Here is a 17,201-nt window from a genome sequence, read left to right as displayed (position 1 = left end):
AGATTAAATCAATACTTTAGTAGATATTTTTATTTTATGCGTGTTAATAGGTTTTTCCTGCTCTTGCCCCTGTTGTTTTTCTTTTTAATTAATACGGTTGCAATTGGACAAAATTACGGTAAATACTGGATTTTTTTCAAAGATAAATCTTCTGTAGGTTTTAATCCACTTGAATATTTTGATACTAAGGCCATTGAAAGAAGGGAAGCCGCAGGTTTGCCTATGAGTGATAATACCGATTGGCCTGTTAATGAAAATTATATAGCCTCCGTGGAAGCACTTGCTGATTCTGTTGGGAAATCTACAAGATGGTTTAATGCAGTTGTTTGCTATGCAAAGACTTCTCAATTAGAAAGCATTAAAAAGTTGCCATTTGTTACTGAAATTATTCCTTTTTCCACGTCTTCTGCTTCACTTGCATTTATAGAAAACCCGAAACAGGATAAGGCAGAAGAAATGTATAAAAAACTCTCTCGTGAGGATCAACATCTTTTGGCAAGCCAAACGGCTAGCATGGGAATTAAACAATTCGAAGAACAAAATATTGATGGGCGTGGAATTAGAATAGCAATATTTGATGCTGGTTTTCCTGGAGTAAATACCCATCCTGCTTTTGATCATATTAGGAAATCAGGAAGAATCATTAAAACCTGGGATTTTGTCCAAAATAAGGAACATGTTTATGGATATAATCCACATGGTACAATGGTAATGTCTTGTATTGGTGGCATCATTGATTCAATTAAAATAGGACTTGCAACTGGTGCTGAGTTTATTCTTGCTCGTACTGAAAGGGCAAAATTTGAACCTTTTTCCGAGGAAGAAAATTGGCTTGCAGCTGCAGAATGGGCGGATAAAAATGGTGCGCATATAATTAACAGTTCTTTGGGATATACCCATCACAGGTATTTTAAAGAGCAAATGGATGGTAGTTACAGTCTGGTTTCCCGTGCCGCAAACATGGCTGCTTCAAAAGGAATTCTTGTGGTAAATGCAGCCGGAAACGAGGGAGGGAAAAGCTGGAAAACTATTGGCACTCCTGCTGATGCTGATAGTGTTCTGGCAGTCGGAGGAATTGATCCTGATAAGTTTTATCATATAACTTTCAGTTCTTATGGCCCCAATGCCAGAAAAAAAATGAAACCCAATGTAAGTGCATTTGGAAAAGTAATTGCTGCTGGAAAAGCTAATTTATCCCTGGCAAATGGTACCTCATTCGCCTCTCCTCTTATAGCTGGCTTTGCTGCTTGTGCCTGGCAAAAAAATCCTAAATTAAACAATATGGAAATTTTTAAAGAAATTGAAAAGTCAGGCGATTTGTATCCATATTATGATTATGTGCATGGTTTTGGTATTCCACGGGCAAATTATTTTACCCAAGAAAATTCTCCTAATATAGTTCCTACCTTTCATGTTTTCGTTGATAATTCATTTGTAAAAATTACCATTAAAGAGGAATATTTACCAAAAAAAGATTTGAATAGCACTTTAAACGAACTTGTTTCGAATGAAACATTAAACTATGAGGCCCAAAGGATTTTTTATCTTTATTATCATATAGAAAATAGCCAGGGATTTTTGAATAAGTATTTTATTGTAAACGTAAAACAGGCAGAAGTGCTGAGTTTACCTGTTTCTGATTTTAAGCCAGGACAAACAGTAAGATTTCATTATAAAGGATATACAGAAGAATTTAAATTTTAATTAGATAAAGATGGTAAAAGCGGCAATTTTCATGGCTTTAGTTTTCATTGGCATAAATTCAAATGCCCAGGAAATCCTATTGGAGCAAAATCCCGGCAAGGATACTATACCTTCACAACAGGGGCCAAACCTGAAACATTACTCCCATATGTATTTAGGATTGGGATTTATTGTTGGACCTTCCATGGGAGCAGGATCTGCAATTCGATATGGAAATTCAACTGACTTTAATTTTGGATACAGGTATAAAAGAAAAGTTGCAAATTTTTATGCTGTTGGATTTGATTTGGCATACGGACTTACAAGTTTTAATATAAAACAACAGATACAAAAAACACTTCCTAATAGTGTTTTACACGATAATGAGAAAATAAATTTCAATCATCTTGGTGCCCTTATTTACAATAGGTTTAACATCGGTAAAAGAGGCAATCATATAGGAAATTTCATTGATGTTGCAGCTTATGGGAACTGGGAATTTGCAATAAGACATATTTACAATGATAAAAATAAAACTCCTAACGAATCCAATGCTAAATTAACTAAAGTGGTGAACAAGAATTTGACTTATACAAATCCTTTTAATTACGGGCTTCAAGCCAGAATTGGGTTAAACAGGTACGTCTTTTATAGTTCTTATAGGATGTCCAGTTTGTTCAAAAGTAGATTTATGTATCCTGAATTGCCCTTGCTCACTATTGGTATGCAAATTAGTTTACATGGATAATTCAAGAATTTTTTTATTTTGATTTTTCCGGAAAAAGCAGAAAGCAAGGCTTACTTAAAGTTTATTTTTCTGGTAATTAATCCATTCAAATAAAAACCAAAGCAACCAATTAGAATTCCAAGCATAGCTCCAACAAGTATATCTGCGGGATAATGAACGCCAATATATATTCTACTGTATGAAACCATTAAGGCCCAAATGAGCATAAAATGCAGGATAAATTTAAACTTGTTTTTTAAAACAAGGCCAATGAAAAGGGCTAAGGCAAAAGTGTTTGCAGCATGTGAGGAAACAAAGCCATAAATTCCTCCGCATCCGCTAACTATATGTATTGTTTCCTTGATTTGATCATTGTGGCAGGGCCTGTATCTTTTAAAAACATCTTTGAAAAGATGCACACTTAATTGATCACTGAGAGCAATCACTAGTGCTACAACTGGAATTAGGATAAAAAGTGATTTCCATCCTTTTTTCCAGCCAATTATTAGTAGAAGAATAAAGTAAAATGGAACCCAAAACAATTTATCTGAAAACCAATACATAATAATATCCAATGCTGGATTATTAAGGCTATTCAGAAACAAAAACAATTCCTGGTCAAACTGTTTTAACAATGCTAACATGTTGTATAAAAAATCAATTTCTGGTAGTCGAATTTGTTTGGTTGTTGCAAACCGATCCTGTATTTCAGGGAAAAATAATGATTTATTTATTTAACTCTTTCCACAACATGTCCTTTAACTCAGTAATACCATTATTGGCTAATGAGGAGATGAAAACAGTTGGAATGTCTGGTAAATCTTTTTTTATTTCTTCAATAAGTTCCGCATCAAGCAAATCTGATTTTGAAATTGCCAGCAACCTTGTTTTATCAAGTAGCTCGGGGTTAAAGCTTTTAAGTTCATTAAGTAGAATGTTATATTCCTCACGAATGTTCTTACTATCAGCGGCAACCAGGAACAATAAAATTGAATTTCTTTCAATGTGACGCAGGAATCTTAGGCCAATTCCTCTTCCTTCACTTGCTCCTTCAATAATTCCCGGAATATCTGCCATTACAAAAGATTTATAATCCCTGTAACTAACAATGCCAAGATTTGGAACTAGTGTTGTAAATGGGTAATCAGCAATTTCTGGTTTGGCTGCCGAAACTACGGAAAGTAAGGTTGATTTCCCTGCATTTGGGAATCCAACAAGCCCTACATCAGCTAAAATTTTCAGCTCTAAAACTTTCCATTCTTCAAGACCAGGTTCACCGGGTTGAGCAAAACGGGGGGTTTGAAGAGTTGATGTTTTAAAATGATTGTTCCCTAAACCGCCTCTGCCACCCTTTGCAAGTACTTTTGTTTCACCCTCCTCTGTTATTTCAAACTCTACCTCTCCGGTTTCTGCATCACGTGCAATTGTTCCAAGAGGAACATCAAGAATTATATCCTTTCCTTCCTTGCCTGTTTTTAAAGCACTGCTTCCGTTAGTACCTGGCTCGGCAATAACATGTTTCATGTACTTTAAATGCAGCAAAGTCCAAAATTGCTTGTTGCCTTTTAAAATGATATGGCCACCTCTTCCACCATCACCACCATCCGGACCGCCTTTAGCAGTGGACTTATCCCTGTGAAGATGAGTAGAACCTCCACCACCTTTGCCTGAACGACAACAAATTTTTACGTAATCTACAAAGTTTGAACCTGACATGTCTGAAAATTCCTTATTATCTTAAATATCTATATTAATACGAGAAATAAGGTGATAAAATTGCTTTATTCACTATAAATCAAGACCTGGAAAATTTAAATTCTTTTCCAAATCATATACCTGTTCAATTTTTTGGCTTAAGCGATGAAAAATTTCATCAATGCTTCCTATGCCATAAATTGAATGGAATTTATGCTGATCTGCATAGTAATCCTTTAATGGTGCTGTTTTGTCGTTATATTCTTTAATTCTTTTTCTGATAATATTAACATCCTGGTCATCTGTACGTCCTGAACCTAAACCTCTTCCCAATAATCTTTTCTCGAGTTCTTCATCCTCCACTTCAAGGGCAAGCATCATAGAGATTTGAGTTCCTTTTTCGTCAAGAAGCCTGTCCAGAGCTTTTGCCTGGGCAACAGTACGAGGAAATCCATCAAAAATAAAACCCTTTGCGTTTTTATTTTGGTCAAGTTTTGAACTTATCATTCCAATTACAACCTCATCTGGAACCAGGATCCCCTGATCCATTATTTTTTTTGCTTCAAGTCCCAATGCAGTTCCTGCTGCAATTTCACTTCTTAAAATATCTCCTGTTGAAAGATGAATAAGCTTGTATTTCTCAATTAGTTTTTCAGATTGTGTGCCTTTTCCAGCCCCGGGAGGGCCAAATAATACAATGTTTAACATTATTTTATGTGTTTTTCGGTTTTTATTTTTGATGATTATTTTAGCTTTTATTTTGGCTTAATATTAGAAACCCAGTAATATTAACTTGAAACAATTTTATAAATATCCTTTAAGTTTCTTCCGTATCCATCGTAATCAAGCCCATAACCTACTATGAAATCATTTGGGATTGAAATTCCTACATAATCAATGGAGTAATTTTTAATGAATGCATCGGGCTTAAACAGTAAGGTTGCAATTTTAACATCCAAGGGATTAAATACTTTTATGTCTTTTACTACCTGTTCCATGGTTATGCCTGAATCTACAATGTCCTCAAGTATTACAACTGTTCTTCCTGTAACTTGTTCATTGGAACCAATAAGGGTTATTACCTGTCCTGTTGTTTGTGTTCCTGAATAAGATGCATATTTAACAAAGGAAATTTGACAATCTCCAGAATATTTTTTAAAAAGATCAGATGCAAACATAAATGCACCGTTTAAAATAGCTATGAATAAAGGGTTCTTATCCTTTAAATCCGTCTGCATTTTTTCTACAACATCATCAATGGCCTTCTGAATCTGATTCTCAGAGATAAACAGTTCAAAATCTTTATCTTTTACTTTAACTTTTTGCATTGGTTTAATTAAAAACGGCTAAATTAAGCATTTTTTAAAAGCTTTAGCCTTTAAATTAGCAGATATTACCCTTTATTGTTATATACATTTAAATTATCTTTGAGCCCTTATATGAAAAAGTCATTTTATAATAATTTCCGCCTTGGTGTTTTAGGCGGTGGGCAACTCGGGCGAATGTTGATACAGGAGGCCATTAATTTTAATGTACAGGTAGTTGTATTGGACCCTGATGAGCATGCCCCTTGCAGGAATTTAGCATCAGATTTTGTAAAGGGTGATTTACAGGATTTTCAAACTGTTTACGATTTTGGAAAAAAAGTTGATTTACTCACTATTGAAATTGAGCATGTAAATGTGGATGCCTTAAAAAAGCTGGAAGATGAGGGATTAATTGTATATCCTCCTCCAAAGGTGTTAGAAATAGTGCAAGATAAGGGCCTTCAAAAAGAATTTTACAAAAACAATAATATCCCCAGTGCAGCATTCTTTTTAATTGAGAATAAAAATCAGATTAAAGATTTTGCACTAGAGTTTCCCTTCATGCAAAAATTGCGCAAAGGAGGTTATGATGGAAGAGGGGTAACTCGTTTAACCCATTTTCATGAACTGGAAAATGCTTTCGATGAACCTAGTGTACTTGAAAAACTAATTGATTTCGAAAAAGAAATTTCAGTTATAATAGCACGCAATAAAACAGGTGAAACTAAATGTTTTCCAATTACTGAATTGGAATTTAATCCTGAATTTAATTTGGTTGAATATTTATTTGCTCCAGCTGATGTTTCTTCTTCCCTTGAAAAGGAAGCATACAAAATAGCCGAGAAAATTGCCGTTGCTCTTGATTTTGTTGGAATTCTTGCTGTTGAAATGTTTGTTACAAAGGATCAAAAGGTTCTTGTAAATGAGATAGCCCCCAGACCTCACAATAGCGGTCATCATACCATTGAAGCAAATTACACTTCCCAATATGAGCAACATCTTCGTGCTATTTTTGATTTGCCTTTAGGATCAACAAAAAGTTTATCAACTGCAGTAATGGTAAATTTACTTGGTGAAAAGGGCTTTTCAGGCGATGCAGTTTATCAGGGAATGAATGAAGTGCTTGCAACAGAAGGCGTAAGCATTCATTTGTATGGCAAGAAAAGCACCAGGCCTTTTCGCAAAATGGGTCATGTAACTATTTTAGATGCTGATTTAATTAAGGCAAAGGAAAAAGCAAAGTGGGTAAAAGAGACTTTGAAAATAATTTCAGAATAATTACAAGAATTTAAAGGTAAATCAAAAACACTTAAAAAAATGGCGCAAGTAGGAATAATCATGGGTAGTAAATCAGATCTTACAATTATGAAAGAAGCTGCCTTAATTTTGGAAGAATTTAAAATTCCTTTCGAAATAACTGTTGTTTCGGCTCATCGAACTCCTGAAAGAATGTTTGAATATGCAAAAACAGCTGCTACTCGTGGTTTAAAAGTTATTATTGCCGGAGCAGGTGGTGCGGCTCATTTGCCGGGAATGGTAGCCTCTATTACTCCGCTGCCAGTTATTGGTGTTCCAATTAAATCCAGCAATTCCATTGATGGATGGGATTCAATATTGTCTATTCTTCAAATGCCAAATGGTGTTCCCGTGGCTACAGTTGCATTAAATGCAGCACAAAATGCCGGGATTTTAGCAGCCCAGATTCTTGCCGTTAATGACCCTTTATTATTAAAGAAAATAACCTATTTTAAAGATAATCTTAAAAAGAAAGTTCTGGATTCGGCTGAGGAAGTAGAGAAATTGTAATTGCTGTTTTTTCTGAAAAACGAATAATTTAATTTAAGGGCCTCAATTATTATTATAGATCGATCCTTTACTCCTATTAAAAACAAAACTTTTGCTTAACAATTAAAGGTAGGTTTTACCATTGCAGAGAAGTTATTTTGTCGTAAATTGCGTTTCATAATCCTTGATGAATGAAAATACCTTTACTTGCAGTGTTTTTAGGCATTCTTTCCCTGCCATCTTTTTCTCAGAATAACCATCAGTTAGGTGCTCGATCAGCTGCCATGGGAAACGCCTCTGTTGGTGTTTCTGACTTATGGTCAGTTCATCACAATCAAGCTGGTTTAGCCCGACTTGACAAAATAGAAGCAGGCATTTATTATGAAAACAGGTTCCTTGTTCCTGAATTAAGTGTAAAAGCAATAGCTCTTGCAATGCCAATTAAAAACGGTGTTTTTGGATTAAGTGTTTCCCATTTTGGATTTGCCTTATACAGTGAAAGTAAAGTTGGTTTGGCTTTCGCTCAGAAATTAGGGGAAAAAGTTTCTGCAGGAGTTCAGTTGGATTATTTAAATACATTTATTGCTGAAGGATATGGAAACAAGGGGATGCTAACAGGAGAGGTAGGAGTGCAGGCAGAACTTGTGCCCGGACTCACCCTTGGAGCTCATGTTTTTAATCCTTTCAGAGTTAAACTTGCCTCCCACAACAATGAACGTATTCCAACTATTATGCGCCTTGGTTTAAGTTATGAAGTTTCAAAAAAAGTGCTTTTTTGTGTTGAAACGCTAAAAGACACACAGCATAAACCTGTATTTAGAGCAGGCCTTGAATATAATGTAATTGAACAATTTTACTTAAGAGGAGGGATTTCAACAAATCCAGGCATAAATACTTTTGGTTTTGGATTAAAATTGAACCAATTTAAAATTGATTTTGCAACTTCAATTCATTCTGTTTTGGGCTACTCACCAATGGTTTCTTTAAGTTACGCTTTTTAAAATGAAACTTATTTCAATCCAAATTTTTCTTGTTTTATTTTTGCTGCCTTTTTTTATAATAGCACAGGAAAAGCAGGTTATAATTAAGGAAAGTGCGATAGAACAAAAAATTGAAACAATTGCCGAGAATGCTGAAGATACCGAGGTTGATTATACCTTGTTATTTGATGAACTTCTGTATTATATTGAAAACCCAATCAATTTAAATAAAACAAATAAAGAAGCATTAAATGGATTGCAAATGCTTACGGATTTCCAGATTAATAACTTGCTTGAGCATATTGAAAAAAATGGAAAGTTAATTTCAATTATTGAATTACAGGCAGTAAAGGATTTTGATCTGCAAACTATTCGAAATATTATGCCCTTTGTTACTGTTACTTCTGATTTAGACAGGCCAAGGCTTACCTTTAAGGAGATGATGAACAATGGTAAGCATCAATTAATTGCAAGGCATCATATTGTGCTTGAGGATCAAAAGGGTTATACCCTCATTGACGATTCCACTTTAGCCGCAAATCCTAATTCAAGATACCTGGGGAGCAAAGACAAGCTTTACACGCGTTATAGATTTAATTACGGCAGTAAGATAAGTTGGGGCTTCACAGCAGAAAAAGATCCTGGAGAAGAGTTTTTTAAAGGCACACAAAAAAAAGGATTTGATTTTTTTACAGCTCATCTTTTTATACGGGATATGGGTTTTGTTAAGGCTGCAACTGTTGGGGATTACCAGGCCCAGTTTGGTCAAGGACTCACTTTTTGGTCTGGGCTTGCCATGGGAAAATCATCTTTCGCACTTAATCTCAAACGTCAGGGGCAGGGATTAAGACCTTTCGGCTCGGTTGATGAAAATCTTTTCCTAAGAGGAGCGGGAGTTACCTTAGGCCATAAAAATTTTGAATTTACAGCCTTTGGTTCTCATAAAAATATTGATGCCAATTTTCAAGTAAATTCAGACACAACATTCATTGATAATGATGCTTTTATTCAGGAAGAAACTATTATCACATCTTTTCAATTAAGTGGATTCCACCGCACTCCCACAGAAATTTCCAGAAAAAATTCAATCAGTGAAACCATTTTTGGTGGTCACCTTGCATATAAAAAAAGAAATTTGAAAATTGGAACTACAGCTGTAAGAACTGAATATGGAGGACTGCTTCAAAGAAATTTATCACTTTACAATCAATTTGATTTTAATTCTTCTCAAAACCTTAATTTAGGTATTGATTACAATTGGATTTACTACAATATGAATTTTTTCGGGGAAGTGGCAAGAAGTGCTAATGGTGGGTTTGCAATGGTAAATGGAGTACTTATGAGCATTGATCCCCGTTTGTCTTTAATAATTTTACACCGTAAATACGGCAAGGATTATCAGGCTATGCACAGTATGGGAGTGGGGGAAGGAAGCAAAAATTCCAACGAACAAGGTATTTATACCGGAATTGTTTTTAATCCTTCCCAAAAGGTTACCATTACAGCCTACTATGATCGTTTTGTTTTTCCCTGGATGAGGTATTTGGTTGATGCCCCTTCATACGGAACTGATTACTTGGTTCAAATAAATTATACTCCATCAAGGAAAGTTGATATGTATGTTAGAGTAAGACAAAGAGACAAATTCAAAAACTCTCCAGAAGATATTGATGAAATAGACCCTGTTGTAGGAACTAACCAAATAAACTACAGGTACCATGTCAGTTATAGTTTAACACCCTCTATAAAATTAAGAAACAGGGTCGACTTTATACAATTCAGAATTGGGGATCGCCCCAAAGAAAATGGTTACCTGATTTTCCAGGATTTAATTTACAAGCCAATGAAATACCCTTTTTCATTAAATCTTCGCTATGCTTTATTTGATACCGATTCCTATAATTCACGAATTTATACCTATGAATCAGATGTTCTGTATGCATTTTCTATTCCCGGATTTTCAAATCGTGGGAGTAGGGCATATGCTATTTTGCAGTATACTTTTAAGCGTAATATGGATATTTGGATCAGGTATGCCCAAACATACTATTACAATAAAAATGTAATAGGAAGTGGACTTGAAGAAATTCAGGGAAATACACGTTCAGAATTGAAAGTTCAGCTTAGATACAGGTTTTAGAATTGAATTAATTCTGTTAATCCAACAGGTTTGTTATTTCAGCATTTTTTTAATAAAATCAAGATACTCCTTCAAAACACCTTTTTTTACAAAAACGGATGAAATCAATACAATGTATTTTGTGAACAAAGATATTTCAACTGCTTGCTTTTGTTGGGCATTTACAGTCTCAATTGCTGCTTTTATCGGTGTGTTCTGAGCAGCGAGAATATCTGCTTTTTCATAATTTGATTTTGCCTTATTCATATACCCCAGCTTTTCCTGAAGCATACCAAGGTTATTCATTGATATGGAATCTTCAGGATCAAGTTCTATAGCTTTTAAATAATCATCAACCCCACCTGCAGTATCGCCCATTTTATCCCTAATATATGCCCTGCTGGAGTACCTGTACCCATAATCTGGTTCAAGCTCAATGGCTGTATTCATATCCATTACACTAAGATTGTTTTTCTCCATTAAATGCCAGCAAATCCCCCTTTCGCTATAATAGGAAGCATTTCCAGGGTCAAGCTCAATGGCTTTGTCAAAATCAGTTATCGCCTCATTATACAACTCGATTTTCATTTTAGCCCATCCTCTTTTAAAAAGCATCTCCGAGGACATGTAATTTTCTTTCAAAGCCTGTGAAAAACAGGTGATAGCTGATTGAAAATCTTTTGCCTTTAGTTTTTCTTCTGCTTTTATATAGTGATCTTTACCTGTCATTTCTTTACTTTTAAATGGTATATAATTAAACGTTTAATTATACAAAGTGTTTTCATTATGGACGATAAAATAAATTTTCCTGTTTACATTAAATATTCAGATAATAAATCCTGGTTTAAAATTAATTCAGTAAATGAATTTGAGGAACTTAAGGTTAGTGGAAAATATTATTCAGTAATTACTTACCAGGCCAAAATTTTACCGGATCGTAATTTTATTTATGATCTTACTTATGGGGAAATTGGAGTGAAAGTAACAAAGATACAATACGATAAACAACTTAAATATTGCCTTGAAAATTTAGCAAAGATTGATTTTTAATCAATGCTAGTTGCAGCTGCTTTCTTTGTTTTTCTTCCTATTGTTGCTACTAATCCAAAACGAATATGCGCATTTTTAACCGCTTGGGGTATTATTGGAGCAAGTACATTATCTGTTACAGCGTAAAATTGTACAGGCCCCGCATTTACAGAAAAACCTAAGCCAATATTAGTCCAGCTTCGGTTATACATTGAATAACTGGCAGAAGCACTCAACCATTTTTTGATTTTTGTGTTCATGGATAAGGTGAGCGATGATCGCATTCTGCCTTTTATAAATTCGGTGTAAACAAGAGCACCAGCAGTATGATTTTCAGTTAATTTATAAGTTCCTCCAAGTAATATTCTTGTATTTAACCAGGTTGTATACGATTCTTCCGATTCATCAAGTACAAAAGTGTTTTCTAGTGAATCAATTAATGCTTCTATTACCGTTTCTCCTGTTGAATCCCCTTTGCTTATAAGTTCATTAAGGCTAACTCCTCGAAAAACAAATTCAAATTCATCTTGTTTATAATTCTTAATATCATTTTTCCAGTTTATAAAACCTAAATCCAGCACAGCAATAGAAAATCCTATTTTATCTGAATATTTAAAAGATCCTCCCAAATCAAGTGAAACACCATTGTTTCCGGATGCTTTGAAAGCGGAAATTCCATTGTAAGAACCATCCGCTTCATAAATACTCTTTACACCCGAGGTGTTAATTTGCATTTCTCCATCAGCAACCAGGTCAAAAGTTACTTCATCGGTTGTTAAACCTATCCTGCTGGTTTTTGTATAAATATTTTGAAATCCTGTAAGGTATTTTGCTCTTGCTCCAAAAGTTAAATTATCGTTGAATTTCCTCGCAAAGCCAAAAGCATATTCTCTATGGTGCATGAAATCATAACCCAGGCCATCCATGTTTGCCCTTGTACCTAGTAACTCCTGTCCATTGCCTTCCCATACCAATTGGAACAATGCTTTAGGATACGTGAACCGGGAAGAAACCTTTTCGGTAATATTTATACTAAAATAATTATCTTTTAAAGCTACTCCTACACTTAAGAAATCAATGTGAAGATTCGTGGTAAAATAATTTCTTTTGCCCATGTTTTTTATAAGATTATCAACATTGAACAAATTATTATAAGTGAATCCGCTATTACTTATGCTGAAATAATTTGAAGAAATAAAGGGTAATCCAACATTAATCCTGGAATCAGGAATAAAGGATGGATTGGTATATATTACCTGCGGTATTCGATTCATATGATAAAGGGTTAAATCTTGCTGGGAAAAGACATTTACAGCAAAACAGATCACGAAAAAAACAGAAAAAAATATCTTTTTAAACATAATTACAATTATTTAATTTAATATTCCTCCAGGACGAACACTGGCTTTTAGCCCAACACGTACGTTAATTTTATAATCATCATAAATTTTAGAAATCGTATTTGATGCATTTGAAGCAGAAGCTCCGAAACTATTTGATGTTCCTCTAACAATGATATATTTAGCATTTAACAGATTGTAAACTTTAGATTGATCATAGCTTACATCAGTAATTTTTTGAGAAGACTGGGTTACTTTTCCCGCTGGGCCAACAACTCCTGATAGAACTAAATTCTCTAATGGATTTAATAAAGAATCTAATGGCTTATAGTTTTGATCCAGGAGAACAAGCTGCATACGCAAATCAACCGGGAATCCATTGTCTACATTTATCCTGATTAACAAGGATTCAATTTCTTCTTTGTTTTCAGAAAAGCTAAAATCCAAGGTGTCAATTACTGAAAAACCAAAAGCAAATCCCTCAAGTGGCAATTCAATTTCCGTTTCTATCACAAATTTGCTTTCATCGGTCATGAAATTACGTTCATTTTGAGCAGGTAAACCATTTGGATTTGATTGGCCGGTAATGCCGAAAATAAAAAATTTGGGAGTAGGGGTTACTAATGTGGCAAGGTTACTATTGGATTTGTCAAGTTTTTTGGGAGTGCTTGCGGAACCTCCTATTTGTGAAACAGAAGGATAGTTAATTGCAAATGGATTCGGAAAATTATTTAATGCAATATTTGTTTCTACTCCTGTTTCAATATTTTTGGATTTAAGTACATTTATATTTAAATCTATTGGAAAACCGAATGAATTAATGATATTGAATTTTATGCTTGGGTTTGTTAATTCAAAATAACCATCGGTGGAATTGTTGAATATTTTTAATTGTATGGAATCCTGGGCCGAACTTACTATTTGTTGGCCAAAATAACCAAATATTCTGTCAAATTCCCATCCAATGAACCTTCTTTCCACGGAAATGTTTCCATTTCCCGATTGACCTATTGAGTAATTTAAATCTAATATATATTCAATAGGAATTTCATTGTAATTTCCCGGGCCGCTTGCCATTTTTACACTGTATCCTTGAAGGTTAATGGTTTGTAGGTTATTGGGAAGGCTCGAGCTTATGGGTATTGTTTGTTCAAATGAAATACCATTTTTAACCATTCCCGGAATCCGTATTTTAAGAGTTCCGCTATGATTCAGGCTATTATTAACATTCAATTGAATTGTACCAGATTTTAATCTTAAACTATCAATTTGAATAACAGATGTAGGAAGGTATACATGTGTAGAGTTTTGGGTTTTGGATACTGAACCAGTTGTAGTAAGTGTGCTGAATTCGGAAGGGGAGAGGGTTATATCATCCTGTCCTATTTGATCCTGGAGTCCAACTATATCCCTGGCATCAAAAGAAACCACCTCTCCGGAGTAAACTAAAGCTATAAATCCTGTTACTGGATCTATTACAACTATATCACTACTATCTGTGTTAGCAAGAATCTCATAAACTCCCAATGAAGCATTTACAAGTGGTATTGCAAAGGTTGGGTTCCATTCATCCTTAAGATTGTCAAGACTCAATTTATCTTTAATGCAGCCTTGCAAAAGTACGATGGAGTTTAGAAAACAAATAATCCCAATGGAGTTTAAAATCTTTCTCATAAAAATGTATTTATTAAGCAAATATAACCTTTTCAATTTTATAGAAAAATTAAAGGCCCGTTCTTTCAGGGAATCAAGATGATTTATGGGATTATTTGATACAGGTATATGTTTCTTCCTGATCCTACCACAATATTTAGATTGTTATCCTGGTTGATATCTTCAATACTAAATAAAGTGCTGCCTTTAAGAGGGAAATTATCAAACAAATTTCCTGCTTCATCAAATAAATAAATTTCTTGAGCTAATACATCTGTAACACCTGTTTTGCCATTGCCATCTGGAAAATAAAAATATTGAGATTGTAAATTTAGAGGATTGTTAAATTCATGTTTGAAAAGATTTTCCTTGTTCTGGTTAAAAACATGAAGCTTATTGCCATTGATAAAAATATATTCTTTCATATTATCTCCGGTTATGTTTTTATAATCAAAAAAATGCGGATACGAAAATTCACCAATATTTATTTTTTCCAGCTCATCACTAAGATTAAGTTTAATTATTGTTCCGCTGGAATCAGTTGAAACAAGATATGTTTTTGAAAGATCCTTGCCTTTTTCAAGAAACAAATTATTATGTATGTCTGAGATTATTAATTTTTCTTTAAGTTTTATCTTGGTTTCCCCTTTACGGTCAAAAATATAAACTTTTCCGGTCTTATCCACAGCAATTAAATAATCCTTTCCATTCACTATGGTGTGTTGTATAGGTGCGTAAACGGGCATTTCAGTGTTTACAGGAACAAAGCCTCGCACCAATTCCCCACTACCGGAATAATTGTAAATGCTGTTATCACTTTGGGTTATAAAAATCCGGTAATCATTGCTGTTTTCATAATCAAGTAAGGTAAGGGCCGAAGTGGCCTTGTGTTTAAATTGTACCGGATACTTCTCAATGTCATTCCCATTTCTATCCAATAAATAGAGTTTAGATGAGGTATTGAAAAGCAGTTGGAGTTTTTCGTTTTTAAATAAATCAATTTGATGAACAGAACTTATTATTTTTTCTTCCAATTGTTTTTTCCAGAGAATTTTACCGGTATTGCTGATCAAATAAATTGTGTTTCCATCATCCTGTACAAATATCTCTTTGGAATTATTAAGGTGATTGGTTAATAATTCAGGCTTTGAACTTACCGTAGAGTCAAGTTGGGTTTCCCAAAGAGAAACGGATTGTTGTTTATAGACCGGGTTATATTTAAGGTAAAAATTATTGTAAAAAAACTTGCCATCACTATTTACCTGGAAACCCACAGCTTCAAATTTTCTAAACAATTCCTTATGCTTGGTAATTACATTGGAATAATCTTCTTTCAAATGGTCTTGATAGGGCTCAATGGAGCGGGCAACATTAAAATAGGCATATATGTTGGCATCTGTAGATATGTTTTCAGCGAAGGTGATGTATTGATTATCTTTTTTTAAAGTTCTATCTGCCAAAAATTCATTGATGAAAACCTTTAAAACAACAGGGCTATTTCCCAAAACAATATATCTTCCAATGTTTGTATAATAGGGTGTTGTAAGGTTTGAAAAAGCGCTGCCAAGAATCAATTCAAAGGCATTGCCAATGGGTAGTTCAAAGATTTCAAAATCCTTATAAGTTTCTATGGAATTTCCATTGTTCTGAGTGAATTTCCCAAGTTGCTTGTGTGCGTTTTCAAGATTTGATGCGCTGATAACTGCAAATGCATGACTTTGTATGTTCTTGTTTGCTGTTTCCAGCATACCTACTGCAATTTCATTGCTTATCCATGAAACTATATCCGATTCTGAATCTGGTCCGTTTTTAGTAATGAATTCGTGGATTAATTGTTCGTTTAGTGGATATTCTTTTTTTCTGTATTCTTTATAATCCCTATGAAAAGAAGAGAAATTACTGAATCCATAAAACATGAAATTTGCAGTGTTTGAAGGAAGAATCCTTGTTAATTCTATACCTTGAGGCTTTTGCTTTCCAAACAAATTTAGATAATTGTTTGAGCTGTCCTGGCTGCTTGAAAAACCATTAAGCAGAATTGCATTTGGTTTTATATTTAAATCCCATGCTGCCCAATTTGCAAACCCCGAAAGTGGATTTAGGGTTGCTGGATGATTTTCAGATAGAAAAGTGGATAATGCCTGGCTAAGATTAGTGTAATTAATAAAAAAATTCGCGCTTACTTTAGTGCCTGCTGTGGCCTGAATAGATTGAAATGCTAAATTATCATCAATTGATTTCCCTGAATTTATTTGATTAATAGATTCTTCAATAAGAATAGCAGAAGGACTGAAAATTAGTATTCCTTTAACAATACTGTAATTAATGGATGATGATTGCTTTTGAATATTAACAACAGGAATTCCGTTAAATGATCTTGAGGTAACATTCCACCCTGCAGCATTATTAAAAATGATTTTATGTATATCTTTTTGATCAGTATATGGAGGCATAGTTACAGAAAACAAAAAATCTACTTTCTGGGCCCCTGATTTATGCATGGATAAATAAGAACTTTGGGTTTCCATTATTTCCCTTATGGTGGGATTGTTTTTTATTATGGAATCAATAAAAAGAAGTTCTTTGTCTCTTTCAGAAAAGAATTCTGTATTAATTAATTCTGCCCAAATTATATTTCCATCATTTATTTTATTAATTAATGTTTGTGCATTATTGATTTTAATTATTAGTGCTGCATTTTCTGGAATAGCATGAAGAGCATTGGTAACAGGAGATTTTATTTGTCTGAAGTTAAAATAGGAGTAGGTAAGAATTGCCAAAAATAAACAGGTAAGAATAGCAATAATGATTTTTCTGGTCATTAATAATTGATTTGGCTAATATGATTCAAAAATAAGGAAAATGCAGCATGATTCCATTGTA

At 34.0% G+C, this 17,201-nt stretch carries 15 protein-coding genes; 7 read left to right on the top strand and 8 right to left on the bottom strand.

All coding sequences use genetic code 11. The features are described from left to right. The first annotated feature begins 36 nt into the window (after positions 1-36). Together H0V01_05095 and H0V01_05090 are read left to right on the top strand one after the other, a co-directional pair. Positions 37-1,704, top strand: a complete 1,668-nt coding sequence (locus H0V01_05095) for a S8 family serine peptidase (GenBank protein MBA2582749.1) — start codon at positions 37-39, stop codon at positions 1,702-1,704. A 10-nt stretch (positions 1,705-1,714) separates the two neighbouring features. Continuing rightward, positions 1,715-2,431 carry a hypothetical protein gene (locus H0V01_05090; protein MBA2582748.1) on the top strand — a complete coding sequence of 239 codons (717 nt, stop codon included), beginning with the start codon at positions 1,715-1,717 and terminating at the stop codon, positions 2,429-2,431. Positions 2,432-2,481: 50 nt separating this feature from the next. On the opposite strand, the gene H0V01_05085 is transcribed toward H0V01_05090, so the two are convergent. From H0V01_05085 to H0V01_05070, 4 genes are all read right to left on the bottom strand, one after another. Next, positions 2,482-3,054: a phosphatase PAP2 family protein gene (locus H0V01_05085; GenBank protein ID MBA2582747.1), complete on the bottom strand. Its 573-nt coding sequence runs from the start codon at positions 3,052-3,054 to the stop codon at positions 2,482-2,484. A gap of 82 nt (positions 3,055-3,136) precedes the next feature. Further along, a complete protein-coding gene (gene obgE / locus H0V01_05080; GenBank protein MBA2582746.1) occupies positions 3,137-4,126 on the bottom strand; it encodes a GTPase ObgE in 990 nt (329 codons plus the stop codon). 72 nt (positions 4,127-4,198) lie between these two features. Then, positions 4,199-4,813 (bottom strand): adenylate kinase, encoded by a 615-nt coding sequence (locus H0V01_05075; protein MBA2582745.1) that lies wholly within the window; start codon positions 4,811-4,813, stop codon positions 4,199-4,201. Positions 4,814-4,893: 80 nt separating this feature from the next. Then, positions 4,894-5,433 (bottom strand): hypoxanthine phosphoribosyltransferase, encoded by a 540-nt coding sequence (locus tag H0V01_05070; GenBank protein ID MBA2582744.1) that lies wholly within the window; start codon positions 5,431-5,433, stop codon positions 4,894-4,896. Positions 5,434-5,544: 111 nt separating this feature from the next. Between H0V01_05070 and H0V01_05065 the strand changes: the two genes are divergently transcribed. From H0V01_05065 to H0V01_05050, 4 genes are all read left to right on the top strand, one after another. Next, complete coding sequence (locus H0V01_05065) at positions 5,545-6,690, top strand: 5-(carboxyamino)imidazole ribonucleotide synthase (GenBank protein MBA2582743.1); 1,146 nt, start codon at positions 5,545-5,547, stop codon at positions 6,688-6,690. A gap of 39 nt (positions 6,691-6,729) precedes the next feature. After that, the gene (gene purE / locus H0V01_05060) at positions 6,730-7,218 is read left to right on the top strand and encodes a 5-(carboxyamino)imidazole ribonucleotide mutase (protein MBA2582742.1); all 489 of its coding nucleotides are present in this window, start codon (positions 6,730-6,732) and stop codon (positions 7,216-7,218) included. A 170-nt stretch (positions 7,219-7,388) separates the two neighbouring features. Beyond that, complete coding sequence (locus H0V01_05055) at positions 7,389-8,198, top strand: hypothetical protein (GenBank protein ID MBA2582741.1); 810 nt, start codon at positions 7,389-7,391, stop codon at positions 8,196-8,198. A 1-nt stretch (position 8,199) separates the two neighbouring features. After that, the gene (locus H0V01_05050; protein MBA2582740.1) at positions 8,200-10,317 is read left to right on the top strand and encodes a helix-hairpin-helix domain-containing protein; all 2,118 of its coding nucleotides are present in this window, start codon (positions 8,200-8,202) and stop codon (positions 10,315-10,317) included. A gap of 33 nt (positions 10,318-10,350) precedes the next feature. Here H0V01_05050 and H0V01_05045 read toward each other — a convergent pair whose 3' ends face one another. Then, a complete protein-coding gene (locus tag H0V01_05045) occupies positions 10,351-11,025 on the bottom strand; it encodes a tetratricopeptide repeat protein (protein ID MBA2582739.1) in 675 nt (224 codons plus the stop codon). A 57-nt stretch (positions 11,026-11,082) separates the two neighbouring features. Between H0V01_05045 and H0V01_05040 the strand changes: the two genes are divergently transcribed. Beyond that, the gene (locus tag H0V01_05040; GenBank protein ID MBA2582738.1) at positions 11,083-11,346 is read left to right on the top strand and encodes a hypothetical protein; all 264 of its coding nucleotides are present in this window, start codon (positions 11,083-11,085) and stop codon (positions 11,344-11,346) included. Here the strand turns inward: H0V01_05040 and H0V01_05035 are convergent. The 3 genes from H0V01_05035 to H0V01_05025 form a co-directional block, all read right to left on the bottom strand. Then, entirely contained in the window at positions 11,343-12,599 is a 1,257-nt protein-coding gene (locus H0V01_05035) for a hypothetical protein (protein MBA2582737.1), read from the bottom strand. The genes H0V01_05040 and H0V01_05035 overlap by 4 nt on opposite strands. A 99-nt stretch (positions 12,600-12,698) precedes the next feature. After that, positions 12,699-14,339 carry a hypothetical protein gene (locus H0V01_05030; GenBank protein ID MBA2582736.1) on the bottom strand — a complete coding sequence of 547 codons (1,641 nt, stop codon included), beginning with the start codon at positions 14,337-14,339 and terminating at the stop codon, positions 12,699-12,701. An 83-nt stretch (positions 14,340-14,422) separates the two neighbouring features. Then, a complete protein-coding gene (locus H0V01_05025; protein ID MBA2582735.1) occupies positions 14,423-17,140 on the bottom strand; it encodes a DUF3352 domain-containing protein in 2,718 nt (905 codons plus the stop codon). Between the last annotated feature and the right edge of the window lie 61 nt (positions 17,141-17,201).

The sequence above is a fragment of the Bacteroidota bacterium genome (assembly GCA_013696965.1).
Lineage (GTDB): Bacteria > Bacteroidota > Bacteroidia > JACCXN01 > JACCXN01 > JACCXN01.
The sequence above is the reverse complement of the archived record's forward strand: the minus strand, read 5'-3'. Positions and strand labels throughout refer to the sequence as shown.